Annotated in this window: 27 protein-coding genes; 17 read left to right on the top strand and 10 right to left on the bottom strand. The window is 39.2% G+C overall.

The annotated features are described in order from the left end of the window. The first annotated feature begins 7 nt into the window (after positions 1-7). Both AC1M9K_RS06180 and AC1M9K_RS06175 read left to right on the top strand, forming a co-directional pair. On the top strand, positions 8-1,750 hold the full coding sequence (locus AC1M9K_RS06180; protein ID WP_481588795.1) for a multicopper oxidase domain-containing protein: 1,743 nt from the start codon (positions 8-10) through the stop codon (positions 1,748-1,750). After that, positions 1,737-2,651, top strand: coding sequence for a copper resistance protein B (locus AC1M9K_RS06175; RefSeq protein ID WP_481588794.1), 915 nt, complete (start codon positions 1,737-1,739; stop codon positions 2,649-2,651). The genes AC1M9K_RS06180 and AC1M9K_RS06175 overlap by 14 nt, the downstream gene beginning before the upstream one ends. A gap of 185 nt (positions 2,652-2,836) precedes the next feature. On the opposite strand, the gene AC1M9K_RS06170 is transcribed toward AC1M9K_RS06175, so the two are convergent. Together AC1M9K_RS06170 and arsC are read right to left on the bottom strand one after the other, a co-directional pair. After that, positions 2,837-3,037, bottom strand: a complete 201-nt coding sequence (locus tag AC1M9K_RS06170; protein WP_481588793.1) for a hypothetical protein — start codon at positions 3,035-3,037, stop codon at positions 2,837-2,839. Positions 3,038-3,462: 425 nt separating this feature from the next. Continuing rightward, entirely contained in the window at positions 3,463-3,891 is a 429-nt protein-coding gene (arsC, locus tag AC1M9K_RS06165; RefSeq protein ID WP_481588792.1) for an arsenate reductase (glutaredoxin), read from the bottom strand. Between the two features lie 82 nt (positions 3,892-3,973). Between arsC and AC1M9K_RS06160 the strand changes: the two genes are divergently transcribed. Genes AC1M9K_RS06160 through arsH form a run of 3 tightly spaced genes read left to right on the top strand, consistent with a single transcriptional unit; the run spans position 3,974 to position 6,043 of the window. Further along, positions 3,974-4,288: an ArsR/SmtB family transcription factor gene (locus tag AC1M9K_RS06160; protein WP_481588850.1), complete on the top strand. Its 315-nt coding sequence runs from the start codon at positions 3,974-3,976 to the stop codon at positions 4,286-4,288. A 4-nt stretch (positions 4,289-4,292) separates the two neighbouring features. After that, entirely contained in the window at positions 4,293-5,333 is a 1,041-nt protein-coding gene (gene arsB, locus AC1M9K_RS06155) for an ACR3 family arsenite efflux transporter (protein ID WP_481586885.1), read from the top strand. A 5-nt stretch (positions 5,334-5,338) separates the two neighbouring features. Further along, positions 5,339-6,043: an arsenical resistance protein ArsH gene (arsH, locus tag AC1M9K_RS06150; RefSeq protein ID WP_481586963.1), complete on the top strand. Its 705-nt coding sequence runs from the start codon at positions 5,339-5,341 to the stop codon at positions 6,041-6,043. Positions 6,044-6,225: 182 nt separating this feature from the next. On the opposite strand, the gene pyrE is transcribed toward arsH, so the two are convergent. Further along, positions 6,226-6,876: an orotate phosphoribosyltransferase gene (gene pyrE / locus AC1M9K_RS06145; protein ID WP_481586886.1), complete on the bottom strand. Its 651-nt coding sequence runs from the start codon at positions 6,874-6,876 to the stop codon at positions 6,226-6,228. A 38-nt stretch (positions 6,877-6,914) separates the two neighbouring features. On the opposite strand from pyrE, the gene AC1M9K_RS06140 reads away from it, so the two are divergent. Together AC1M9K_RS06140 and AC1M9K_RS06135 are read left to right on the top strand one after the other, a co-directional pair. Continuing rightward, a complete protein-coding gene (locus AC1M9K_RS06140; protein ID WP_481588791.1) occupies positions 6,915-7,733 on the top strand; it encodes an exodeoxyribonuclease III in 819 nt (272 codons plus the stop codon). A gap of 431 nt (positions 7,734-8,164) precedes the next feature. Next, the gene (locus AC1M9K_RS06135) at positions 8,165-8,515 is read left to right on the top strand and encodes a Spx/MgsR family RNA polymerase-binding regulatory protein (RefSeq protein WP_481588790.1); all 351 of its coding nucleotides are present in this window, start codon (positions 8,165-8,167) and stop codon (positions 8,513-8,515) included. A gap of 47 nt (positions 8,516-8,562) precedes the next feature. Here AC1M9K_RS06135 and AC1M9K_RS06130 read toward each other — a convergent pair whose 3' ends face one another. Beyond that, complete coding sequence (locus tag AC1M9K_RS06130) at positions 8,563-9,000, bottom strand: DUF2147 domain-containing protein (protein ID WP_035264927.1); 438 nt, start codon at positions 8,998-9,000, stop codon at positions 8,563-8,565. 143 nt (positions 9,001-9,143) lie between these two features. Here AC1M9K_RS06130 and AC1M9K_RS06125 point away from each other — a divergent pair, with 143 nt between their 5' ends. Continuing rightward, the gene (locus AC1M9K_RS06125; protein ID WP_035264694.1) at positions 9,144-10,058 is read left to right on the top strand and encodes an alpha/beta hydrolase; all 915 of its coding nucleotides are present in this window, start codon (positions 9,144-9,146) and stop codon (positions 10,056-10,058) included. Positions 10,059-10,119: 61 nt separating this feature from the next. On the opposite strand, the gene AC1M9K_RS06120 is transcribed toward AC1M9K_RS06125, so the two are convergent. The 3 genes from AC1M9K_RS06120 to AC1M9K_RS06110 form a co-directional block, all read right to left on the bottom strand. After that, on the bottom strand, positions 10,120-10,887 hold the full coding sequence (locus AC1M9K_RS06120; RefSeq protein WP_481588789.1) for a transporter: 768 nt from the start codon (positions 10,885-10,887) through the stop codon (positions 10,120-10,122). A 12-nt stretch (positions 10,888-10,899) separates the two neighbouring features. After that, positions 10,900-11,442, bottom strand: a complete 543-nt coding sequence (locus tag AC1M9K_RS06115; RefSeq protein WP_035264700.1) for an ankyrin repeat domain-containing protein — start codon at positions 11,440-11,442, stop codon at positions 10,900-10,902. Positions 11,443-11,567: 125 nt separating this feature from the next. Continuing rightward, positions 11,568-11,927 (bottom strand): HPF/RaiA family ribosome-associated protein, encoded by a 360-nt coding sequence (locus AC1M9K_RS06110; RefSeq protein WP_035264715.1) that lies wholly within the window; start codon positions 11,925-11,927, stop codon positions 11,568-11,570. Between the two features lie 240 nt (positions 11,928-12,167). Between AC1M9K_RS06110 and puuE the strand changes: the two genes are divergently transcribed. The 6 genes from puuE to AC1M9K_RS06080 all read left to right on the top strand — a co-directional run bounded on the left by puuE (position 12,168) and on the right by AC1M9K_RS06080 (position 16,957). Then, positions 12,168-13,130 (top strand): allantoinase PuuE, encoded by a 963-nt coding sequence (puuE, locus tag AC1M9K_RS06105; protein ID WP_481588788.1) that lies wholly within the window; start codon positions 12,168-12,170, stop codon positions 13,128-13,130. Between the two features lie 133 nt (positions 13,131-13,263). Beyond that, the gene (uraD, locus tag AC1M9K_RS06100; protein WP_481588787.1) at positions 13,264-13,767 is read left to right on the top strand and encodes a 2-oxo-4-hydroxy-4-carboxy-5-ureidoimidazoline decarboxylase; all 504 of its coding nucleotides are present in this window, start codon (positions 13,264-13,266) and stop codon (positions 13,765-13,767) included. Further along, entirely contained in the window at positions 13,764-14,090 is a 327-nt protein-coding gene (gene uraH / locus AC1M9K_RS06095; protein ID WP_481588786.1) for a hydroxyisourate hydrolase, read from the top strand. Before uraD ends, uraH begins: the two co-directional genes overlap by 4 nt. 34 nt (positions 14,091-14,124) lie before the next feature. Further along, entirely contained in the window at positions 14,125-15,483 is a 1,359-nt protein-coding gene (locus tag AC1M9K_RS06090) for a nucleobase:cation symporter-2 family protein (RefSeq protein WP_481588785.1), read from the top strand. Between the two features lie 122 nt (positions 15,484-15,605). After that, complete coding sequence (locus AC1M9K_RS06085; RefSeq protein WP_035264928.1) at positions 15,606-16,355, top strand: outer membrane protein OmpK; 750 nt, start codon at positions 15,606-15,608, stop codon at positions 16,353-16,355. 95 nt (positions 16,356-16,450) lie between these two features. Further along, on the top strand, positions 16,451-16,957 hold the full coding sequence (locus AC1M9K_RS06080; protein ID WP_179999697.1) for a GNAT family N-acetyltransferase: 507 nt from the start codon (positions 16,451-16,453) through the stop codon (positions 16,955-16,957). A gap of 31 nt (positions 16,958-16,988) precedes the next feature. Here the strand turns inward: AC1M9K_RS06080 and hpxO are convergent, their stop codons facing one another. Next, positions 16,989-18,146, bottom strand: coding sequence for an FAD-dependent urate hydroxylase HpxO (hpxO, locus tag AC1M9K_RS06075; RefSeq protein WP_481588784.1), 1,158 nt, complete (start codon positions 18,144-18,146; stop codon positions 16,989-16,991). 212 nt (positions 18,147-18,358) lie between these two features. Between hpxO and alc the strand changes: the two genes are divergently transcribed. The 3 genes from alc (at position 18,359) to AC1M9K_RS06060 (ending at position 20,737) form a co-directional block, all read left to right on the top strand. Then, on the top strand, positions 18,359-19,366 hold the full coding sequence (gene alc / locus AC1M9K_RS06070) for an allantoicase (RefSeq protein ID WP_481588783.1): 1,008 nt from the start codon (positions 18,359-18,361) through the stop codon (positions 19,364-19,366). A 93-nt stretch (positions 19,367-19,459) separates the two neighbouring features. Next, positions 19,460-19,960 (top strand): ureidoglycolate lyase, encoded by a 501-nt coding sequence (locus tag AC1M9K_RS06065; protein WP_481588782.1) that lies wholly within the window; start codon positions 19,460-19,462, stop codon positions 19,958-19,960. Between the two features lie 69 nt (positions 19,961-20,029). Continuing rightward, positions 20,030-20,737 (top strand): phospholipase D family protein, encoded by a 708-nt coding sequence (locus tag AC1M9K_RS06060; RefSeq protein ID WP_481588781.1) that lies wholly within the window; start codon positions 20,030-20,032, stop codon positions 20,735-20,737. An 88-nt stretch (positions 20,738-20,825) separates the two neighbouring features. Here the strand turns inward: AC1M9K_RS06060 and AC1M9K_RS06055 are convergent, their stop codons facing one another. Both AC1M9K_RS06055 and AC1M9K_RS06050 read right to left on the bottom strand, forming a co-directional pair. After that, the gene (locus AC1M9K_RS06055) at positions 20,826-21,734 is read right to left on the bottom strand and encodes a response regulator (protein WP_481588780.1); all 909 of its coding nucleotides are present in this window, start codon (positions 21,732-21,734) and stop codon (positions 20,826-20,828) included. A 3-nt stretch (positions 21,735-21,737) separates the two neighbouring features. Continuing rightward, complete coding sequence (locus AC1M9K_RS06050; protein WP_481588849.1) at positions 21,738-25,214, bottom strand: hybrid sensor histidine kinase/response regulator; 3,477 nt, start codon at positions 25,212-25,214, stop codon at positions 21,738-21,740. Positions 25,215-25,415 lie beyond the last annotated feature (201 nt).

Below are 25,415 nucleotides of genomic sequence, written 5' to 3'. Positions count from 1 at the left end.
TTAAGTTATGTCTCATAAAATTAGTTCGTACCTATTAGCAGGTATTTGTTTTGCATCGTCGCCTTTGGTTTTTGCCGAAGTGCGTGAATATCAGCTTGTTATTGATGAAGCAGTGGTCAGCCCAACTGGAAAGCCTGTAAAGCGCATTACCGTAAATGGTCAATTTCCTGCGCCTTTGCTTGAGTTTGAAGAGGGTGATGAAGCCATCATTCGCGTGAATAATAATTTAAAAAACCAAGATTCTTCTATTCATTGGCACGGACTGTTGTTGCCGGGCATTATGGATGGTGTACCAGGATTTAATGGTTTTAACGGTATTAAGCCTCAAAGCGAGTATGTTTATAAATTCAAGATTCGCCAAAGCGGGACTTATTGGTATCACGCTCATTCTAAAGGACAGGAACAAGACGGCTTATATGGTTCTTTTGTGATTTATCCAAAAGGTAAAACACCATTGGCAGCACATGAAAAAGCTGAACGTGACTATGTGGTGATGTTGTCAGATTTTCATGAAAAAACCAGTGATCAAATTCAGAAAGATCTTAAAATTTCAGCTGAATATTATCAAGATCAGCGTGAAACCTTGGGTGATGTTTGGAAGCAGGTTAAACGTGATGGTATAAAAGCGACATGGTCTGACCGCAAAATGTGGAATCAGATGCGTATGCTAAAAACCGACATGTCGGATGTTACAGGTTATACCTTCCTCATTAATGGCAAAACACCTGAACAAAATTGGACAGGAATGTTTAAACCGAATGAAAAAATTCGCCTACGTTTTGTGAATGCATCTGCGATGTCTTTCTACGATGTCCGTATTCCTAACTTGAAAATGACTGTGGTTAGTGCTGATGGTCAGCCTGTGAAACCCATTTCTGTAGATGAATTCCGTATTGGTACGGCTGAAACTTATGATGTGATTGTGGAGCCAAAAGGTGGACATTATCAAATTGAAGCTGAGTCAATTGACCGTTCAGGTTATGCGATTGGTACGCTACACAATGAACTAAATCCTGTAACACACGGCATTCATATGCCTCAGCCACGTTCACGCTCGCTTTTGACTATGGAAGATATGGGACATGGTGGTGGTGATCATTCAGGAATGGATCATTCGAAAATGAACCATGGCGATATGAAAGGCACGGATCATTCACAGCATAGCGCAGTAAAACCGCAAAAAAATGATCAAGTGGTTTATGGTTGGGCAAATGCCTCTACACCTGCAGGTAACAAAGCCTTGCAATATAGCGATTTAAAATCGTTAGAGCCGCAAAAAGATACTCGTGAAGCCAGCAGTGAATTGGTCGTGCGTTTGGGCGGTACTATGGAACGTTATATTTGGACCATTAACGGTAAAAAATTTAGTGATGCTGAGCCTTTAAAAGTGAAATATGGCGAGCGTATCCGTATCAAATTTATTAATGACAGTATGATGGCGCACCCGATGCATTTACACGGTATGTTTATGCAGTTGGAGAATGGTCAAGAGTCGGTAGATATGCCAAATAAACACACATTGATCGTACCACCGGGTAAAACAGTTACGGCTTTATTAACTGCGGATGAATTGGGTGAATGGGCAATCCATTGTCATTTGTTGTATCACATGAGTGCGGGGATGATGAACAAGTTAATCGTGGCGAATGTTAGCGATGAACAAGTATCTACAATGCCAATTCAAGGTACAAATTCGACTCAAACTCACCAAGTAACTGAGCAAAAAGGAGCTGAACATGCACATCACTAATTTTGTATTGAAAGCGATTTTTTCTGTTGCGGTATTGAGTTTAACGACCTTAAGTGTGGCGCACGAAGGGCATCATTCAACCACTCAGAATAATGGGAAAAATATGCCATCAATGAATCATCAAGCCATGTCTGAGATGAATCATGCACAACATCAGGCAACATCTACGGTTAATCATTTACATCATGTACCAGATGCGAATACTCAGCAGAGTTCGCATTATGATCATCGCTCAGAACACGGTGCGCAAATTTATGCGATTACGACGGTGGATAATAAGTGGTTTGTCAATGAAGATGGCACAGGCGGTTTAAAGTCAGAGTTTGAAAGCCGTATCGGCACAGATGAAAATAAGGTTTTTATTAAAGTTCATGCCGATAAAGAAGAATCGCATGATGCACATTATGATGCCAAACTTTTATATAGCCGTATGATTTCAGACTTTTGGGATGCACAGATTGGTGCACGTTATCGCAGTGAAAAAGTTGAACTCGATGATCATCGCAAAGACACCGAAGAAAATGTTGATGCAGTGATTGGCTTACATGGTATGGCACCATATTTCTTTGAAACTGATGCTTATCTCTATGCAGGAGAAGACAGTTATGCGGGCTTTAGTCTAGAAACGGAACGTGATTTTCTGATTACCCAAAAGTTGATTATTCAAACTTATTTAGAGTTGGATGCGATCTTTAGTGATGACTCTAAATATGCGAAAAAAACTGGTTTAAGCAGTGCAACCGCAGGGCTTGAAACTCGCTATGAAATCAGTAAAAAGATCATGCCGTATATCGACATTGCCTATGAGTATTCAAAAGGTAATGATGAAACGTCGTGGCAAATAGAATCAAACTCTGAGAAAGGTTGGTTATATGGAGCTGGTGTTAGATTTAGATTTTAATTAATTTAATGATTACTAAATAGCTTTATTTAAATAAAACTCTAGCTTAATGTGGTCGGAAGCAAAATGTTAACTTATTTTGCTCCCTCCCTCCCATTTAACATAAATCTCTTATGCGAAATTTTTTAGAATCAAAAAAAAGAAGCCCAAACTAAAAGTTTGGGCTTCTTTTATAACAATCAAACTTATTGCGCAGCTGGAGCCTTAGCTTCAGATGCAGCAGCAGTTTTAGTTTCAACAGTAGCTTGAGCTTCTGAAGCAGCAGCAGTATCAGCAGCCACTACTTTAGTTTCTGTTGTAGCTGATGCAGCAACTGGAGCTTGAGCGAAAGCTTGAACAGTAGTTAACATAACAGCAGCTGTAAGTGCAGATTTAATGAAAGTCATCTTTAAACATCCCTAAATTAAATAAATGTACTCCCCGGTACACTTGAGTATTTTGATTATAAATGACTAATTCTCTGTAAATTTATGTAAAAAATCGGAGTTTTAATTTTATTCACCATTTAACTTTCATCTAACTGCCCAGTATTTATTCAATGTTTATTAATCTATCCCAACAGTTGTCCGCAGAAATTGTGGATATTTTAACCAGCACGGGCCTTGATTGAATTCAGAAAAAGTTAAAATTGATTAAAAAATAATCAATTTTATTGGCGAAAAATGACAGATTTGTTCAAAAAGAAACCGACATGTTTCAAAATCGGTTTTTTGCTGTTTTTCAGGGTGGTTGAAAATTTTTAAGCAATTGATTTTAAATAATTATTTTAATTGCATTTCGCATAAGCTCTATTATGTTAAATGAGGCGGATTTATTTAATCCGCTTACCATCTTTATCTATGATGATTTGACCATCTTCTTTAGTAAAAGCACCTATTTGAGGTGCAGATAAAATATCTAAAACGAGTTCAGATGGTCTACATAGTTTTACACCTAATTCAGTCACTACAAATGGACGGTTAATTAAAATTGGATACTCAACCATAAAATTAATGAGCTGTTCATTTGTCCAGTGCTGCTGATCCAACTTGAGCGTTTCAAAGGGTTCTACATTTTTACGAATGGATTCACGTACAGAAATCCCTGCTTTTTCAATTAAATTAATGAGTTCAATCTTACTCGGAGGAGTAAGAAGGTATTCAATAATTTCAGGTTCTTCTCCTGTATTTCGAATGAGAGCTAGTGTATTTCTTGATGTTCCGCAAGCTGGGTTGTGATAGATCTTAACTTTCGATGACATTGGATTAACTCAGAACTTAATAATATTGCATTTATATATGGATATGCGTATATTCGCAATAGCATATATTAGAGTGTAGATGATGGATCAAGCAGATTTCTTTAAATGCCTATCTGACCCGACACGTTTGGATATTTTAAAAATTATTTTAGAAAGACAGAATGTATGTGTTTGTGAAATCACAGAGATCTTACAACTGAGCCAACCCAAAATTTCTCGTCACTTGGCTTTACTCCGTAACCTCTCAATTTTGCTAGATGAGCGCAAGGGACAATGGGTGTATTACCGATTAAATCCTGATTTACCAGAATGGGTAAATGCAGTGCTCAATGTCTTAAATGATGAAATACTGAATAAACCTGCAAGCAACTTATCTATCTCTATGCAATGCGAGTAATTCAATGTCCGGATCAAAGCTCTCATTCTTAGATCGAAATCTAACGCTATGGATTTTCATTGCCATGGCATTAGGAGTAGGTATTGGTGTATTTTTTCCTCAAGCATCTGTGGTACTCGATCAATTAAGCATTAATTCAGTGAATATCCCTATCGCAATAGGGCTTATTTTGATGATGTATCCACCACTTGCCAAAGTAGACTATGCGACTTTGCCTAAAGTCTTTGAGGACAAGCGAACCCTTACATTATCTCTCGTTCAAAACTGGCTAATAGCACCTTGCTTAATGTTTGGTTTGGCAATCATTTTTTTACATGCCTATCCTGAATACATGACTGGCCTAATTCTCATAGGCTTAGCCCGATGTATTGCGATGGTCCTCGTCTGGAACGATCTGGCATGTGGGGATAATCAATATGTCGCTGCCTTAGTCGCGTTTAACAGTATCTTCCAGATCTTATTCTTTAGTACTTATGCCTGGTTATTCTTAACCTTCTTACCACCATTCTTTGGGGTAGAAGCACAAATCATTCATGTGAGCTTTTGGACAATTACCCATGCTGTTCTTATTTATCTAGGTATTCCGTTCTTACTTGGGTTTTTAACCCGACTGATTTTGGTTAAAAAGAATGGTTTGGCTTGGTATCAGGATAAATTTATCCCAAAGATTAGCCCAATCAGCCTTATTGCCCTTTTATTCACGATTGTAGCCATGTTCAGTCTTAAAGGTGGTGAAGTGGTTAGCCTTCCTCTAGATGTACTTAGGATCGCTATTCCTTTGACAATTTACTTTGTTGCGATGTTCTTCATCAGCTTCTTTATGAGTAAGTGGATGGGTAACGATTATCCTAAAACAACTGCTATTTCCTTTACTGCGGCAGGCAACAATTTTGAATTAGCACTGGCTGTAGCGATTGCCACTTTTGGATTAGCTTCACCTGTGGCTTTCACAACCGTGATTGGTCCGCTTGTTGAAGTTCCTGTATTGATTGCCTTAGTGACAGTTTCGCTATGGCTGAGAAAAAAAGTGTTTAAAGAGGCATGAGTCGAATGAACCTACCGAATATTGATCCTAGTCTTTTAGAAAAACCGACTTTAGAAAAAGTTCAGGCAAAGAACCTTAAACATCCACCAAGAATACTGCTTTTGTATGGCTCAAATCGTGATAGATCATATAGCCGTTTAGCTGTTCAGGAAGCTGGTCGAATCCTTGAATATTTTGGTGCGGAAGTGAAAATCTTCCATCCAAAAGGGCTACCCCTCCCTGAAGATGGTGATATGCAACATCCAAAGGTTAAGGAACTCCATGAACTCTTAGCATGGTCAGAAGGCATGGTGTGGTGCTCTCCTGAGCGTCATGGCTCAATGAGTTCGATATTGAAAGCTCAAATTGATTGGATTCCATTAGCAGCGGGTGCAATCCGTGCAACGCAAGGTAAAACCTTAGCTGTAATGCAAGTTTGTGGAGGTTCGCAATCCTTTAATGCTGTAAATCAATTACGTATTTTAGGGCGTTGGATGCGTATGATCACGATACCAAATCAGTCCTCAGTCCCTAAAGCATTTCTAGAGTTTGAAGAGGATGGTCGTATGAAGCCTTCTTCTTATTACATGAGGATTGTCGATGTGATGGAAGAACTTTATAAATTTACGCTTTTAACCAGAGGACAGTCCTCATATCTCACTGACCGTTACTCTGAACGTGTAGAAAGTGCAGAAGAGCTTTCAAAGCGTGTGAATCAAAAGAGTATTTAGATTTCCTAAAATTAACATAATACACCTTATACGAAATGATTTTTTATTAAATACAAATCAACAACTTATATCGATATAAAAACCCAGACCTATAGATCTGGGCTTTTTTATAGATTCTTCACGTTCCACGCTTATTTATTAAGCAATGTTTCACATTAATATTAAGTAGAACTTTATAAGTCTTAAATTCCGTACTTCACACGGTACGCTTCCATTTTCGCTAAAGCATCTTTGTCGCCTTTAGCATCTAAGTAATCCATTAAATCTTTCATTGTGATAAGCGCATGCACAGGAATTTCAAGCTCTTTTTGAACTTCTTGAATCGCAGACAATTCACCCTGACCTTTTTCTTGACGATCAAGTGCTACCAATACACCGGCAATTTGCGCGCCTGCATTTTTTAAAATGGTCACAACTTCACGAATGGCTGTACCCGCAGTGATCACATCATCAATGATCCACACTTTTTTACCTTCTACCGAAGCACCCACAAGCACACCACCCTCACCGTGATCTTTAGCTTCTTTACGGTTGAAGCCCCAAGGTACACTTACACCGTGGTTTTGTGACAATGCTACAGCCGTTGCAGCTACAAATGGAATCCCTTTATATGCAGGGCCAAATATCACTTCAACGTGTTCGCATTCAGTTAACTTTGCTGCATAGCCAGAAGCCAAGCCAGTTAAGGCTTCACCGTCATTTAACAAACCGGCGTTAAAAAAATAAGGACTCACACGACCTGATTTTAAAGTAAACTCACCAAATTTAAGCACACCACGTGATAATGCCAGTTCGATAAAAGCTTGTGGATTAAATGCCGCTTGCGCTGTCATGAGGTGCTCCATTTATTAAATTGAGGTTAAACTCGAGCATGATACCAAAGAGTAGCTATCCTAGTGATCAAAAAATTTTACGTGTCGTATCAATCAACGTAAATGGTCTTCGTTCTGCAGAAAAAAAAGGAATTTTTGACTGGATGGCAACTTCAGATGCCGATGTCATTTGCATGCAAGAATCCCGTATTACACACGAACAATGGACAGATAAATTTAAGCCAGAAGGTTGGTATACACACCTATTCCCAGCTGAGCGTCCTGGCTATGCTGGTACCGCAATCTATAGTCGTTTGCCGTTTATCTCAGTTACCGATGGTCTGGGTTTTGAATTGGCTGATTCACAAGGTCGTTTTATCTCAGCAGAATTTGATCTAGGCTTAGAGAAAACAGCTCATATTTGCTCACTCTATTTACCATCAGGTTCTTCTGGTGAAGAAGCACAAGCACGTAAAGATCACTTTCTAAATGAATATAAGCTGATCTTAAAACAATGGCGTGATGAAGGTAAATCTGTGATTGTTTGCGGTGACTACAATATCGTACATAAACGCATTGATATTAAGAACTGGTCAGGCAATCAAAAAGCTTCAGGTTGTTTACCACATGAACGTGCATGGCTCGATCATATTTATGATGATTTAGGCTATGTCGATACCTTCCGTGAAGTGCGTAAAGAAGCAGAACTTTATTCATGGTGGTCAAACCGAGGACAAGCCCGTGCCAAGAACGTGGGTTGGCGGATTGACTATCAAGCTTGCTCACCAGATTGGAAAGATCGTACTGTGAATGCATGGGTATATAAAGAAACGTGGTTTAGCGATCATGCCCCTGTCATTATCGATTATAAAATTTAGTGCCGTGCAAACTGAGTGAACAACTGTTTACTAAATGTACGCTAATTGCTCACAAATCTTGTCGTGTTAACGTATTTTTATTCCGACTAATTCAGTGCATTATTGTCGCACGGCACAGGGACATGTCAGGATGACAATAGGGATTGGAAGCCGTAGGATGAAAAGAAAATAAATTTCGGTTTATTTTCCAAGGATGAAGACATTGGACGTTGAATTGAGACCCGCATGATCAGGATGATTTAATGCGGGTTTTCTCTATTTAAAAGATCAATACAAATTTTAAGATAAGAAATTTTCCACCATTTTATTGATAACCACCATGAAGCCACACTGTAGATTTCAAACCTATTTAAAATATTCTGATCACATTTATGTTTTTGCGTAAATTTTGCTAAGCTCTAGACTGATCACAATGAATAAGACTGTTAGAGATGATTAAAGTTTACGGTATTAAAAATTGCAACTCGATGAAGAAAGCATTCGATTTACTCAATGAGTTGGGGCTTAGTTATGAGTTCCACGATTATAAGAAACAAGGTATTGATGCTGAAACAGTACAAAAATGGCTAAAGGATCTTGGTGCTGAACTTGTCCTCAATAAAAAGGGAACGACTTGGCGTAAATTGTCTGAGGAAGATCAACAAACTGCCCTTGCATCTGAACAAGGTTTGATTGAAGCACTGACTACACATACGAGCCTTATTAAAAGACCAGTGATCACTACTGAATCAGGCTATGTAGTTGGTTTTGATGAGAATGCGATAAAAGCATTAAAGAAATAAGAAATAAAAAAGCCGAGCAACTACTCGGCTTTTTTATGAATCTGAAATTAGTTCACGCGTACCCACGTTTGGTTACGACCAAGCGCTGATACACCGATGAAACCACGAAGTTCAAGCTTTTGACCACCGTCTTTCAATGAACCCTTCAATTTGTAAGTTTTTCCAGATTGTGGATCTAAGATTGAACCACCATCGTAATTCGTTCCACCTACATTTTTAAGACCCTTCACAATGGTTAAACCTTTTAAAGATTTCTTGTGATAGGGACCTTCACAGTTCGTACATGAATTTTCTTGACCCGGTGTGACAACACTCTGAATCGTTGCATTCAATGTTCCGTTTGGCTGTTCAGTGAATTTTACAAAAGCTTTAGCTTTTTTAGTTTTCTCATCAATCGTATTCCACACGGTACCATTGAGTGGATCTGCAGCATTTGCAAATACTGCTGAAGCGAGTAATCCTAACGCTAGTGCAATTTTTTTCATTGTTTTTTGTTTCCCTTGCTGAATTGACTTTAATATTATTAAAAATTGATAACATTTAAGCAATTTTTGAATGTGACTATTTAGTGTACCATTGTAATGCTGTGTGCTGATAATAAACATAATTTCATTAATATGGAAAAACAATGAAGATCAATCCGGTTTTGAAACAATACATAACAGAGTCTTTTTTAAAAACGAGTCTTCGCTTTCCGAGTCGCTTTAATCTTCCCCCCACCGTACTTCGTGTTGCCTTAGAGCAGATGACGCGTGTTTTTCCACAGTCCAAAGATGTCAGTATTCGAAAACTAAGAATCGCAGGTATTCGTGCCGAAGAAATTTTGCCTCAACCTGAAACGACTCAGCTCATTTTTCACATTCATGGTGGCGCATTCTTTTTAGGATCGTTAAATACACATCGCGCATTGATGACTGAAATGGCACTTCGGACTCAAATGCAAGTGCTACATATCGACTACCCTCTTTCACCTGAACAACGTTTCCCAGATCTCGGAGAAGCAATCTATGATGTGTACCAATTATTGGTAGAGCAAGGTGCTCAACCGAAAGATATTATTTTATCTGGCGATTCTTGTGGTGCCAATTTAGCCCTTGCACTGGCTTTACGTTTAAAAGAAGAAAATCCAAAACTTCTTCCAAGTGGCTTGATTTTAATGTCACCCTTTCTTGACTTAACTTTGACCAGTGAATCTCTACGCTACAATCAAAAGCATGATGCTTTATTGTCAATTGAAGCTTTAGAAGCAGGCATAAATCATTATGTTCCTAAAGGTGTAGATGTCTCAATTCCCGAAATTTCCCCAATTTTTGGAGATCTCAAAGGATTGCCACCGACATTGGTTCAGGTGGGTTCAAAAGAAATTTTGTTAGACGACTCTACGCGATTTGAAGAAAAGGCTAAAGCAGCTGGAGTAGATGTTGAGTTTAAGTTATACACCGGTATGTGGCATAACTTCCAAATGTTTAGCGCTTGGTTTGATGAAGCAAAGCAAGCTTTGACCGATATCGCAGAGTTTGCCCATCGTTTGGATAAAGACTGATTGAATCAAAACTGAAGTAAACATAAAAAAGAGTAGCGTAAGCTACTCCTTTTTTATTCATTTAGAATAAGTATGAGACACCCAATCCACCATGATAACTTCGATCGGATCCACTTAGGTCTACACCGATACTTGCATCTAACTGCGCACGATCATTCAACGCATAGATTAAACCAGATGCCAGTCCATACTCTCGCTCTTGGCTTTCTTTCTTGGTAAATACTGCTTCAGAATAGCCCGATAAATTACCCACGATTTTATACCCAATAGTAGGTACAGCAGTCACCGACCAGTCACTATTTTGAGCCGAATAGAACATTCCTATTCCTGTCGTTACAGTATCGTTATATTGATACTCAACAGATGAGCCCAAAGTATAAATATCATCAACATAAGTAAAACGATCATTTCCTGTTGCAATTTTAGCTTGTGCCAAAATTGCCATTTTCAGTTGATCATCTTGTAAGTCAACGTGATGCTTAATCCCAACAGAAACATCACCTAAACCATCATGGTCATCAGTTCGATTTTGGATTCGGGTCCGCTCCCACGCTGGGCCATCCCAACCCAATTGAAGCTCAGTATTCTTACTCAATCCCGTACGCAACAGGACATCAGCATTGAGTCGCAATGATTTATTTTTAAAACCATTTTCGGTACTTTCAACATACTGTGCAGTTGGAAGTCCCTGCTCCCATGCCAATTGACCTACGGGCGTAATGCCTGTGCTGAAACTCGTACCAGGTCGATCGAAGGCAAAATCTGCAGCCATCGCACTTACACTCGCGGTTGAGCAAAGTATCAAGCTCAGTTGTTTTAATTTTGTCATGGGGCACCCAAATTAATTTAATTCTTTCGTCATTTTTGCGCCACGGCTACGTAATAACTCGAGTGTCTCACGTTCTTCCGGTAAAGCCTGTGACCAATCAATGGTATCAAAATCGCAGTCGAAAAATAAATCACTAATTGAACTCAGAATGGTATTCCCCTCTTCATCTTTGGTATTAGGATCAACTTGATGATCAAGTAAGCGTTGAACTGCAGGCACACATGCAGCACTCGCAGCATCCCAAAGTGGACCGTAACATTCCTCTGCATCCCATAAATGGAAATTAGCTTTCGCTGCAATCAGTGCATCTAGAATATCAAGATGTACTTGTAATTTCTGTTGTTTTTCTTCTGTTGAAAGCGCGTTTCCTTGCTCATACGCTTCACAAATTTCCTCCCACCATTGAAATAAAGTGTCTGACCACACAGAAACCGCAGGGCCTTTCTCTCCTGCGATAAAGTTTGGATCTAAACCTTCTGCTAACAGGCGCTGTACCTGTGCTAGGTCTAATTCTTCTAAGGCCTGTAAAAACACTTGTTGATGTGCTGTTAGCATTTACTTTCTCTACTATTTATCTATAACGACATTATGCCTAATAATGCAGATCATTATTCAATTAAATAAATCAAAACTGTTCATTCAAAATTTTATTCAAAAAAAAAGCCCCGAAGGGCTTTTTGCTATTCCACATCCACTTCATCTTCTTTCAGTTGGATGGGTGCTCCACGAGGGTTCTCTTTTTTCTCGAATACATGTTCAAGACTACGCTTTAATCGGTCAATCGCACCATGAATCGCTGTGTCAATATTATGACCTCTGTGATTGACCACGACTGGCTTTAATCCAGCTGGGCGAGCTTCGATCATACATTGAATATCGTCTGCACCGCCTTTATGGGCATTTTCATCACTTAAATGAACCGAAAAATGGGTAATTCTTTCACTATGGCGTTGAAACTCTGTATTTAGTTCTGCACGTACATAATCAATTAATCGCTCACTGTTTTGAATATTCTTATCTGTACGGATTTCTATGTTCATAAATATCATCCTCACTCTTCTTCTGAATCATTTTTGTGCAAAACTTTTTATCTTGGCACGTTTGTAGCTTGCAATCTAATTGCATCGAACATCTTCAATTGCTGTTTGGAATACGTCCCTCCACATTGAATGATGAACACTTTTGAGTCTGCAGAACCGTGTCCTTATACTTTGAATATCGGGCCTAACTCAAAAATATGCAAGTGGTATTTTAAAAAATTAATAAAAGGATTACTCATTGTGACAAGTACTTACTTACGCGGACAGGCGCTTATTGATTCGATTCAAAATGCACCTTATTCCAGAGACTTAAGAGGTTATGGGGCGAATCCACCTCATCCTCATTGGCCTAATCAAGCGCGTATCGCAGTGCAATTTGTCTTAAATTATGAAGAAGGTGGTGAAAACCACATTGAGCACGGTGATCAAGGTTCAGAGCAATTTTTATCTGAAATCGTTGGTGCTGCCAGTTTTAATGCTAAGCATATGTCAATGGATTCAATGTATGAGTATGGGTCAAGAGTCGGTTTTTGGCGTATTCACAATGAGTTCAAGAAACGTCAATTACCCATGACTATTTTTGGTGTGGGAATGGCTTTGGCACGTCATCCAGATGTGGTCGAAGCAATTAAATCTGCGGATTACGATGTGGTATCGCATGGTCAACGTTGGTTGCATTATCAGAATATGGATATTGAGACCGAAAGGCAGCATATGGATCAAGCCATTAGTGTACTTGAAACGCTATTCGGACAAGCCCCAATCGGTTGGTACACAGGTCGAGATAGTCCCAACACACGTCAACTTTTGACTGAATTTCCTCAAATCAAATACGACTGTGATTATTACGGCGATGATTTACCTTTTTGGACACAGCTCACCCATCCCAATGGCGAGCAGCATCCGCATTTAATTATTCCTTATACCCTAGACACCAACGACATGAAGTTTAGTTCAGCAGGTGGCTTCAATCATGGTGAACAGTTTTATCAATATCTAAAGGATGCCTTTGATGTCTTGTATGCCGAAGGGGAAACTGCACCAAAAATGATGTCTATTGGAATGCACTGCCGTCTTTTAGGACGCCCAGGACGCTTCAAGGCACTACAACAGTTCTTAGACTATGTTCAATCTCATGAACATGTTTGGATTTGTCGTCGTGGAGATATTGCGCAACATTGGATCGATCATTTCGCACCATAATTTCACATTCACGAGAAAAAGAGTGCTTTATAAGGTACTCTTTTGATCTTTTTTCAGTCACTTTTTCCACCAAATCTACGTTGGCATTGTTATTGCAATTTAAGCCTAAAGTTTCAATGTATAGGCTTGAATTGTGTTGCTTTCAGAATTTAATCAAACATCTGTTGAACATCAGAAAGCATTTTTATTGCAATGTGTTCATATCCCACGATGGGGCGAGGAAATCATTCATCACGGTCCTTTTGACACACGAGAAGGACTATTAAAGTGTGCTGAACAACATGCCATTACATGGACATGGGATGAAATTTTAGCAGCCCTAAATACACACCCAAGGATTGGCGAAAGAAAAGCAAAACTTGAATTATCAGAACAAGAACAAACTTTTTCAAGGCGTGAACAAGCACGCATCACACATGATCAAGAAGTTCTAGATGCGTTATATAAAGGCAACTTGGCCTATGAAAAAAAATTCGGTTTTATTTTTCTGATTAAAGCTTCTGGTTTGAATAGTGAAGAGATTCTGACAGCATTGGAATACCGCTTGCTAAACGATTTTGAGACTGAAAAAAGAATCGTCCATCGCCAACTTTTAGAAATTGCTTTACTGCGCCTCTCACAGGAAATTCAAGCATGATCAGCTCACATATTTTAGATACCCACCTTGGACGTCCTGCAAGTAATGTTGAAGTTAAGCTTTTTTCTGCATCTGGAGAGTTATTAGCGATAGCCAAAACCAATTCTGATGGACGTGTGACAGCAGCAGATTTTGGACTCGATCAAATTGATGTCGCTGAATACAGCATCGAATTTATGACGCAAGCTTATTTCTCAGCGCAGAACATCCCAACTTTTTTTCCAAAAGCCGTCATTCATTTTTCAGTAACCGATGCTCACCAACATTATCACATTCCCTTGCTCATTAGCCCTTATGCCTACTCCACCTATCGTGGCAGCTGAGCACTCGCAAATTTAAAATATAGAGGGATTTATTATGACTGCACACGAACAACAACAATCACCCGAACATGAATATCTTGGTACTGGTAAAAGTGCTGCTTATGGCTTACAACATGTTTTAACCATGTATGGTGGTATTATAGCGCCTCCTCTGATCGTGGGTACGGCTGCAGGCTTATCAGGTATGGAAATTGGGCTACTCATCGCTGCTGCTTTATTTGTCGGTGGCTTAGCGACAATTTTACAAACCATAGGCGTTAAACATATTGGTGCACAATTGCCCTTGGTTCAGGGTGTCTCTTTTGCTGGTGTAGCCACAATGGTCGCAATTGTCACCACAGGTGGCGGATTACAGGCAGTCTATGGTGCCGTCATTGTGGCATCACTTTTAGGGTTTTTCTTAGCGCCCTACTTCTCTAAAATTATTCGATTTTTTCCCCCAGTTGTTACAGGCTGTGTAATTACAATCATAGGCTTATCACTCCTGCCAGTTGCTGTGCGTTGGATGATGGGCGGCAATAAAAGTGCACCTGATTGGGGAAGTGCTGAAAATATTTGTTTAGCGTTAGCGACGCTTGCAATCGTCATAATATTGAATATGGCTGGCAGTGCCACAATTCGACGCCTTTCAATTTTACTGGCAATTATTCTTGGCACTGTCTTAGCATTTATGTTTGGCTTTGGTGATTTTAGCAAAGTTGGGGAAGGTCATTGGTTACAGGTTCCTAGCTTCTTTGCATTTGGTATGCCGACCTTTGAGTTTACAGCAATACTTTCCATGATCATTGTTACCCTCGTGATTATGACTGAGACTACAGCTGATATTATTGCAGTCGGTGAAATTATCGGTACCGATGTAGATTCAAAACGTATTTCAGATGGTCTACGCGCAGATATGTTATCAAGTGCAGCAGCACCGATCTTTGGTTCATTTATGCAAAGTGCGTTTGCGCAAAACGTTGGTTTAGTTGCAATAACAGGGATTAAAAGTCGCTATGTTGTCGCTGCTGGCGGGATAATTCTGGTCGTACTTGGATTACTCCCAGTGATGGGGCGTTTTATTGCAGCGATTCCTGTGCCTGTACTTGGGGGGGCTGGCCTTGTTTTATTTGGTACAGTAGCCGCGAGTGGTATCCGTACACTGGCAAAAATTGATTATAACGATCAGAAAAACTTAATTATTGTCGCGACTTCAATTGCTGCAGGAATGGTACCCATTATTGACCATTCGTTCTATTCTGACTTCCCAAAATGGGTCCAAACCTTGTTCCATTCGGGTATTAGCTCAACCTGCTTAATGGCGATAGTCCTCAATATATTATTTAATCACTTAAAATTATTTGGACCGAAAATTAGTATTAAAAGTAAACAAATAATTGATTCTCATCATTAATTTAAACCATCTTTGTATCAATGCCTGCATACGTGGGCATTAATTTTTCCTTTCATCCACTTTTGGCTTTATTTTTGCAAAAGAATCGTTATTCTGTTACCGCTTTCTCTGGGGATTCTTTTATGAAACTTAATCAAATCGCAGCACTTTGCGCATTAGCTTCTACAGCAGCGTTTACTCAAGCAAGTCCAATTGTTTGGCAAGATTTCAGCCTAACTGGTCTTTATGGCGATAACTACCTAAACCCTTTCTCTCAACAAGAAGGTGAACGCTATACCATCACTGCTGAATATGCTGCAAAGCTTAAGTACTCGGATGTTTTCTTTTTCGTCGATCAACAATGGGGCGGAAAAGATGGCGATTCAACTTACCTTGAATTAGCTCCACGATTAAGTTTAAGTGAAGTTTCTGGCCAAAAACTAAGCGCTGGTCCAATCAAAGATGTATTGATTGCAACGACTTGGGAACACAACGCTGGTTATAACAACAATACTGAGTTCAATAACTTCTTGTATGGCGTAGGCTTTGCTTTAGATATTCCTTACACGCAATATGCAAATATTAACTTCTATCGAGTTGACAATGACTTGACTGAAGATGACTACCAAATGACGATCACTTACGCTGTTCCATTCAAGCTAGGCAATGAAGAATTCTTGGCAGATGCATTCCTTGATTGGTCTACAAATGAAGGTCCTGGTCATGCGAGTGAATTGAACTGGACAAGCCAATATAAATGGAATGTTGGTAAACATATCTCTCCAAAAACCAAATTGTATGTAGGTGTTGAACACTCTGTTTGGAACAATAAATTCGGTCAAAAAGGTCAAGACCAAAACGATGTAAGCGCATTGGTTAAATATCATTTCTAATTGATATTTATAATAAAAAAGCAAGACTAGTGTCTTGCTTTTTTTATGCTCAATAATCAAAATAAAGTTATAAATACTGACGATTAGAATAAAAAATGTCTTTTAAAATTCGTTTCGCAACTGAACAGGATTTAACTCAAATCCAAGATATTTACAACGATGAAATTCTGAATGGTTTTGCAACATGGAATGAGCAAGATCAAGACATTTATTATTATCAGAATTGGTATCGTCAGCATCTAATAGATCATTTCCCTATTTTTGTGGTTGAAAACGAACTCACCCAACAAATTGCAGGTTATGCTGAATATAGTACATTTAGAGCGATCAGTGGTTTTAGACAAACTGTCGAACACTCTGTGTATATTCATCCCAATTTTACACGTTTGGGTTTAGGCAAAGCTTTACTCCAACATTTAATTCAACACGCAAGCCAACATAAAATTCATGTCATGATCGCTGCTATAGATCATGAAAATTTTGCATCCATCAAATTACATGAATACTTTGGATTTAAACAAACAGGCTATTTACCTGAAGTCGGACAAAAATTTGGATCTTGGCGCAATCTCGTCTTATTCCAACTGAATCTAAATACTTAAAAAGGGCATTTAGCCCTTTTAGTTGAAATCTTTAATCCAAAGGATTTCCAACAATATTACTGATAATACCATTCATAATATGAGGTCCTTGTTCTTTTCTTAAGTCCTCATACCATTCACGAGTAATCGATTCGTCTTTCATATGCGTCACATCACAACGTTTACGCGCTCTCAATACCATTTCAGCAGTGCGTTCATTACGTTTGTTTTGATAACGTCTTAAAGCATCCTGAATTCCCAGTGTATTAATCTGTAATGCCCGAGCCAAATAAATGGCATCTTCCATCGCTTGGCAACCGCCCTGCCCAATATCAGGTGTTGTACTATGTGCTGCATCGCCAACAATCACCACTCGCCCTTTATAGAAATCTGCAAATGGTTCTATATCATGGATTTCAACACGATTGGTTCGCTGTTCATCAATAGCATCAATCAAAGTTTGTACTTGCGGACACCAACCGTCAAAATATTGTTTTAGTAATTTTTTATACTGAGTACGATCATTTTCCAAACCTAATTCAAGTGGTACATCAAAGAAGAAATAAAAACGATTACCTGCGACTGGCATTAAAGAAGCTCGCTTCCCTTCTCCTACAAAGGTGGTCCACTGATCAGCAGGTGCCAGCGACTCAGAAATTTCGACCAACCCATTCCAATTCACATAACCTGCATAACGACGCTCAACTTGCTCACCTAAAACATAGGCACGCGTGATCGAATGAGTGCCATCCGCGCCGACCAATAAATCCGTCGTTATTTGTGTTCCGTCAGCAAAATGGATTTTGACGTCATCACCTTGAGCCTCAAGTCCGATCATTTTTTTTGCAAGATGAATATCTTCACGTCCAAACTCATCCATCAACATATTTTGTAATTCAGCGCGAGAAACTGGATAAGGTCGCTGCCCAACTTCTTCAATCAACGGATATAAATTAAATTGCGTCATGACATCACCCGTGAGCCCATCGACATAAGCAAGGTGATCCATTTTCCCACCAAGTTGAGCGACTTGATCCGTGAGTCCTAGATAGTTCAAACATTTCACACCATTTGACCACAATGAAATCGCAGCACCCACGGGTAAAATTTTTTCAGTTTGTTCATATATTGAAACTTGATGACCAAATTTCTTCAGCGCAATTCCGGTCGTTAATCCTGCCATTCCGGCACCAATAATGGTGATATTCATTTTTACTTCCACAATTTTTTTTGCTTTAACCCACTGCTTAAAGCGAAAAACGTGCCATTTCCACCAATAGAGCGCTACATAAGTGCAAGGTTGGCACATGCTGTGCATTCTTTTTAAAGCCCTTAAGCAGATGCGACATAACAACGCATTACGATTCTAAGAATGCATTCTTTTGATAAGAATCAAGTTTTAAAGCAATAATGGAAGATGACATGGCAACACTATTGGCACCGGAATTTGAAATCCCTACTCCTTTACAGCAACTTACTAACCTTGCAGATGCCCGAATTGGTGCAAAAGTCACAACATGTTCTGATGATTTTTTTGCTGAAGCTCAACGTATGCTTCAGTTTGATGCGCCTATCTTTGTAGAAGGTAAATTTGATGATCATGGCAAGTGGATGGATGGATGGGAAACCCGTCGTAAACGTCACAGTGGTTATGATTGGGCGATTGTTCAGTTAGGTGTTGCAGGTAAAATTAAAGCACTCGATATTGATACCACTTTTTTTAGTGGTAATTATCCCGCTTCTGCTTCAGTAGAAGGGTGTTATGCACCAAATGAAAACTTAGATGATGCTGAATGGCACCAAATTTTACCAAATAGTATATTGGGACCAAGTCAGCACCATGTCTTTGAAGTTTCAATGAATCAGATCTTTACCCATCTGCGTTTAAATATTTTTCCAGATGGAGGTATCGCACGATTCCGCGTATATGGTGAAGTCAGCGTTCAAATCCAAGATCAAAACCAAACCCTCGACCTGCTTGCACTTGAAAATGGTGGACGTGTTATTGCCTATAGTGATGCACACTTCGGACATCCACGTAATCTGATCAATCCAGGACGTGGGGTTAATATGGGTGATGGTTGGGAAACCGCACGCCGTCGTGCACCCGGTTTCGACTGGTGTATTTTAGCTTTAGGGCAAGCTGGTCACATTGAAAAGATTGATATTGATACAGCCCACTTTAAAGGGAATTATCCTGCTGAAGTGTCCATTCAAGCCATTTATATAGAAGATGCAACGGATCCTCAATTGATCCCTCAAAGTATGTTTTGGCCTTTTTTACTCGCACCTCAACCGATGCAAATGGATCACATTCATAACTTTGTAAATGAAGTATTGCGACACGAAAAAATTTCTCATATTCGGGTGAATATGATTCCTGATGGTGGGATTAGTCGTATACGCCTCTGGGGTAAAGTGAATCCTTAGTTGAGTATTTGTTACTTTTAAAGTGATCTTATTTTGACTGCATTTTCGACTCAATTCTAAATTGAAAATGCAGTTTCTTTTCAGCGAATTTTTATGATGCATACCATTACCCTACAACCTTTAACCTCCGAAAATTTTGCACCTTTTGGTGACGTCATTGCTTGCCAAGGAAATGATTATTTTCATATTAACGATGCGCATACAGAGCGCTATCATGCTTTAGTGACCACTGAAATTATTGGCGATGCCAAAGCCGGGATTAGTATTTTTCGAAATATTCAAAGTACCAATATTCCGTTCAAAATTTCAATGCTTGAACGTCATCCTCATGGATCACAAGCTTTCATCCCGATGCAGGGACAAAAGTTTTTAGTAGTGGTTGCACCAAACTTAAATGCGGATCAGCCCGATATTTCAAAGCTACAAGCTTTTATAACCAATGGCTCTCAAGGTGTGAACTATCGGGCGGGGACTTGGCATCATCCACTTTTAACATTGGAAAGCCCGAGTGATTTTGCGGTGGTGGATCGGATTGGTGCTGGGAATAATTGTGATGTGTTTCAGTTTGATTTTTTTAAAATAATTGATCGATAATGTTATTTGGTATGCATAAATTCTGAGCTAATATCGCACTGTACAATATAAAATATACTAGAGGGAATAATGGCGAAGTTCCTAAATACCAGTGCTACTAACTTTTATCTTGAAGAACTCATAAAAAATGCAAAGGAGCGCTTGATTCTAATCAGTCCTTATCTTCGACTAAATGATCGAATTAAAGAATTATTAGAAGATAAAGATCGTCTAAAAATTGATATTCGAATCATGTATGGGAAAAGTGATTTACATCCTGAAGAAATTAAATGGCTGCAAAAGCTTGATTACGTCCGTCTCAGTTTTTGTAAAAACTTACACGCTAAATGCTACCTAAACGAAGGTGAATGTATTATTTCAAGCCTCAACCTATATGAGTTTAGCCAAGTTAATAATAATGAAATGGGTATTTTAGTCCGTAAATACGAAGATGATGAAGTGTTTAAAGAAGCTTATGAAGAAGCGCAGCGGATTATCCGTATTAGTGAAGAAGTTCGAATTAGCTTAGATGAAGTTAAATCGGATAATACAGAACCTGAGCATATAGCTGATAACGAATCTGAGAGTAGCAAATTTAGCAAATTAACTTCAGCAAAACTTGCTGCAAAAGTTGGTTTAAAAACACCTGTTTTATTAGAAAAATTAGTTTCCAAGGGTTATCTCAAACTTGAAAATGAGAAGCATTTTTTAACGGATGCAGGCAAAGCAGCTGGGGGTGAATTTAGATCAGGTCAATTCGGAATTTATTTTTTATGGGATGAAAATTTAGAAATATAAACATCATGTTAATCAAAAAATTAATCTCCAACAGTATTTGGCATTGATTAGGCTTAAAGGAGTTATATCGATTTTCTTTAAGCCATGTTTAATTTTGACAAGCTGACATCACATGTAACACCGCAGCAGTTCTCGTTTCCACAAACAGCTTCTCAAAAACATGCTCTAAATGTTTATTGACGGTGCGTGGACTCAACTCCAAAATTTCTGCAATATCTCGGTTGGTTTTGCCAAGCGTTACCCAATGCATAACTTCAGCCTCACGTGGTGTTAAATTCGGACAAGCTTGAGCGATCTCTTCAACACTTGGCATGTGTGTTTGCTCTTTGAGCTGAACCAAAACATGTTTAGGTAATTGTCCTTCTTTCAACTTGGTTAATAAATTTAATTGTAATTGCTGATGCCCATGACCATATTGACCATGTAGCATTTCTTCTTGATTCGATTGCTGGAAAAGTGCTTTTAACCACTGATTTATACTCTTTCTAAAATGAGCAATATCAATTCCATGTTGCGTTAATAAACCTTGCACTACAGGTGTCTGCCAAATAATTTCCCCATCCATATTCATCGACAAAATTGCACTGCCTGTTGCATCGAGCATTTGTTTCTGTTGGTGCATTAAACGGGCTTGCAGTAAATGCGTTTTGACACGTGCTTGTACTTCATCGATATTCAGTGGCTTTGTCACATAATCTACACCCCCAACTTGAAAGCCTTTTACAATATGTTCGGTTTCCGTCAAACCCGTCATAAATATGACAGGGATGTGCTCAGTCATTGGACTCGCTTTAAGCTGGATACAGGTTTCAAAACCATCAATCTCAGGCATACTCCCATCCAATAAAATCATATCTGGCTGTGAACGGTGCGCAATTTCAATAGCAGTAAAACCATTGGTGGCAACTAAGACCTGATAGCCGGCTTGATCAAGACTCTCATGTAATAAACTTAGATTTTCAGGAATATCATCCACAATTAAGATACTTTCTAACATAGCTTAACTCCCTTCCAAATCAGATCTGATATCAGATAGGTGCTCGTGTAATCGTTGTAATGCACGTTGGGTATCGAAGCGTTGAATATCAAATTCTATGTGCTGCCATATAGAAGGATCACAGACATTGAGTTTCTTGCAAATTTCGAGCATCTCTTTGGCTCCACGGATATAACCAATACTCAAATAATCTTCTAGTTTGATTAGCGCTTGTTCTGGTGCTTCATCATTCTCATCAATCACGCTGACAGATAAAGCGTTGCCATCATGGTGTAAGGGTTCAACCTGTTTTTGAGGTTCTTCTGCGGCTTGATTCGGCTCATTCTGATGAAGCCAGTTTAAGCCTAATTTATCTCCAATCTTGTTCAGTAGCAGATTTAAGTCCACGGGTTTGACCAGAAAGTCTTCATTCAATACATCGGTTTCAGGATTCTGCATTCGTTCATTGGCATCTGCGGAAATAATGATGATGGGAACATTGGTCATTTTATTATTTCTCAATAATTTCGCAGTTTCCCACCCTCCCATCAAAGGCATACTCAAATCCATCAAAATTAAATCTGGTCGAAATTCAGGGACTTTTCTTAGACATTGCAATCCCGATTCTGCTTCTTCAAGAATAAAGCCGAGAGGTTTAAGGAAATTTAAAACTAGTCCACGATCAGTTGCTTCATTGTCTACGACCAATATTTTACGGCGATGTCCCGTATAGCCAGATACTGTATTCGATGCGACATCAGCAATGGGATGAATGACCGATTTTGAAGGTAAATATAGTTTTATTTTAAAAATTGAACCGTTTTTTAACGTACTGCTTACCTTTAACTCCCCACCGAGAATATCCACCAATAGTTTAACAATTGGTAAACCCAAACCTGTTCCAGCAAAGCTACCTTGTACGACATTTTGTCCGCGCTCAAAAGGCTGGAATATTCGCTCTAGATCTGCTTGAGCAATCCCGCATCCCGTATCATGAATTTCAAAATATGCCGTCTGAAAGCGATAATCTACTCGAAATTTCACCTCTCCTTCGAGCGTAAATTTCAAAGCATTTCCCATTAAATTGATAAGGATCTGTTCAAGTCTTTTTTTATCTATACGTACGTATTGTGGTATTTTTTCACTAATTTCGACCGTAAATTTCAGTTGTTTCTGTTGGAATTGTGGCTCAAACATATTCACGATTTGTTGGAGAAACTTCGGAAATTCAATATTCGACATTTCTAAAGAAATTTTACCTGTTTCAATCCTTGCAAGATCAAGTAAACCATCAATCAAGGACGTTAAATGCTGCCCACTACGACGAATCACACCCAGCGCAGCTTTTCCTTGTTCAGAGAGTTGTTCTTGTTTATTGAGTAACTGGCTATATCCTAAAATACTATTTAGAGGTGTTCTCAGTTCATGACTAATTCCAACAACATAACGACTTTTGGCCTCATTGGCTTTTTCAGCTTGAGTTCGTGCATCTTGTAATTGCCGATCTGTAATTTTATGCGCTTCAATTTCGTCCATGAGCAGTTGTGTTTGCATATTACTTTCAAGCTGAGCTTGTCGGCGACTTTCATCATTGAGTACCAACCACCATGCTGCAACACATAACAGTAAAAATAATACGGCATAAATTTTAACAAATAGCATCAGCAACTCATGCTGTTGAGTTGATCCAAATACTGTGCCGAATTTACTCAGTTCTTGTAAATAAACCAGACTTAAACTGACTGCCAAAACCACACTCAGAACAAAGATCATCAAAATATAAAGACTCAATCTAGTATTGATGTATCTCAACCATTGGCGCGGTAGAAACCAAACTGCAAAATGCTTAAGTTGTGCAGACCACCGTGCATGAGGCTTACATAAATCATGGCAACGAGCTTCTAAGGTACAGCATAAAGAACAAATCATATTGTTATAAGCAGGACAAGTCGCCATGTCAGCCATTTCATAATCATGCTCACAAACCACACATCGTTGTGTCTCTATTGGTTTTAATGATTTATCTTCATGACGTGCGATGTAGTATTTGCCACGAGTAAAATAAGCAAGCATTGGGACACAGACGATAGCTGAACCTAAAGCAATAAATCCTGCTAAGGATTTTGCGATATCACCAAATAATCCCCAGTAGCATAAAATCGACAATAAGGATGCAATACATAAACTGCCAACACCGACTGGATTAATGTCATAGAGGTAAGCACGCCTAAATTCAATTCCTTTCGGGCTCAGCCCCAATGGCTTACAAATGACGAGATCAGCAACGATGGCACCCACCCATGCCAAAGCCACATTACTATAAAGCCCCAATACACGCTCCACCGCATGGATGACGCCTAGTTCCATCAACAATAGCGCAATAAAAATATTGAACACTAACCAAACCACACGTCCGGGATGACTGTGCGTTAAGCGTGCAAAGAAATTAGACCATGCCAATGAGCCAGCATAAGCGTTGGTTACATTGATCTTTAACTGTGCGATACACACAAACATGACTGTAAGAAATAATGCAGCAGCAGGATGCTCAATCACTTGTTGGTAGGCGATCCAATATAGATAATTCGGATTGCTTAATTCATGATTCGGCACCATAAATTTAAGGGCGAGTACCATTAAAATCATGCCCATAAAAATTTTAATGAATCCCACCAATATCCATGCAGGACCGCCTAAAAATACCGCCCAATTCCATTTGTTTTGAGCATGTTTTTTGTCTGGCAAAAATCTTAAATAATCAGCTTGTTCACCAATCTGCGTAATCAGCGCAAACAAAACAGTGCAAGATGCGCCAAAAAAAGCCAAATTGAATCCTGCACTTTGACTTTGCGCGCCTTCTATTAGGGCAACTTCTGAGAGCAGAGTCGGGTGCTTCACCAAAACAAAGCACCATGGTAGTAATAATAAAAAAATCCATAATGGTTGGGTAAACGCTTGTACTTTATTAATAAACCCTATGCCTTTGATTACTAGGGGCAGAATAATAAGCGCAGAAATTAAATAACCTAGACTCAGCGGCACACCTAAACCAAGCTCAAGCGCCAAAGCCATGATAGCGGCTTCAAAAGCAAAGAAGATGAAAGTAAAACTGGCGTAAATGACTGAAGTTATAGATGAGCCGATATAGCCAAAGCCTGCGCCCCGCGTAAGTAGGTCAATATCAACATTGTATTTGGCCGCGTAATATCCAATAGGCCAACTGGTCAAAAAGATAATGATTGAAACGACCACTAAGGCCCAGAATGCATTGCTAAAGCCGTATTGCCATAACATGGTTGCACCAAGCGCTTCCATCGCTAGAAAACTGACTGCTGCAAGCGCTGTATTGATCACTGTCCAAAGGGACCACCGTCTTACTGACCTCGGTGCGTAGCGTAGTGCATAGTCTTCAATACTCTCATCAACCACCCAAGTATTGTATTTACGGCGTGTATGAATCACCCGTTGCGGTGCTTGAGGAGTATTGCTAGATGAAACCATAAAGCTAGGCAATTTAAATAGACCCTTACAGTTAGCAAAATCTATGCCCAGCTTAACTTTCATCAAAAATCATTTTGAGGAACATCGATATACGTAAAGTGACGTATATGCTCATTTTTTAACACCCCTTAGGCTTAAGTCCATAGCAAGCGCAAACAATAAATCGCGCAATGGCCTTATCCACTTCATCAGGGGAACACC

It is taken from the genome of Acinetobacter sp. 24-47-67 (assembly GCF_056779735.1).
This window is presented reverse-complemented; position numbering and strand designations above follow the sequence as displayed.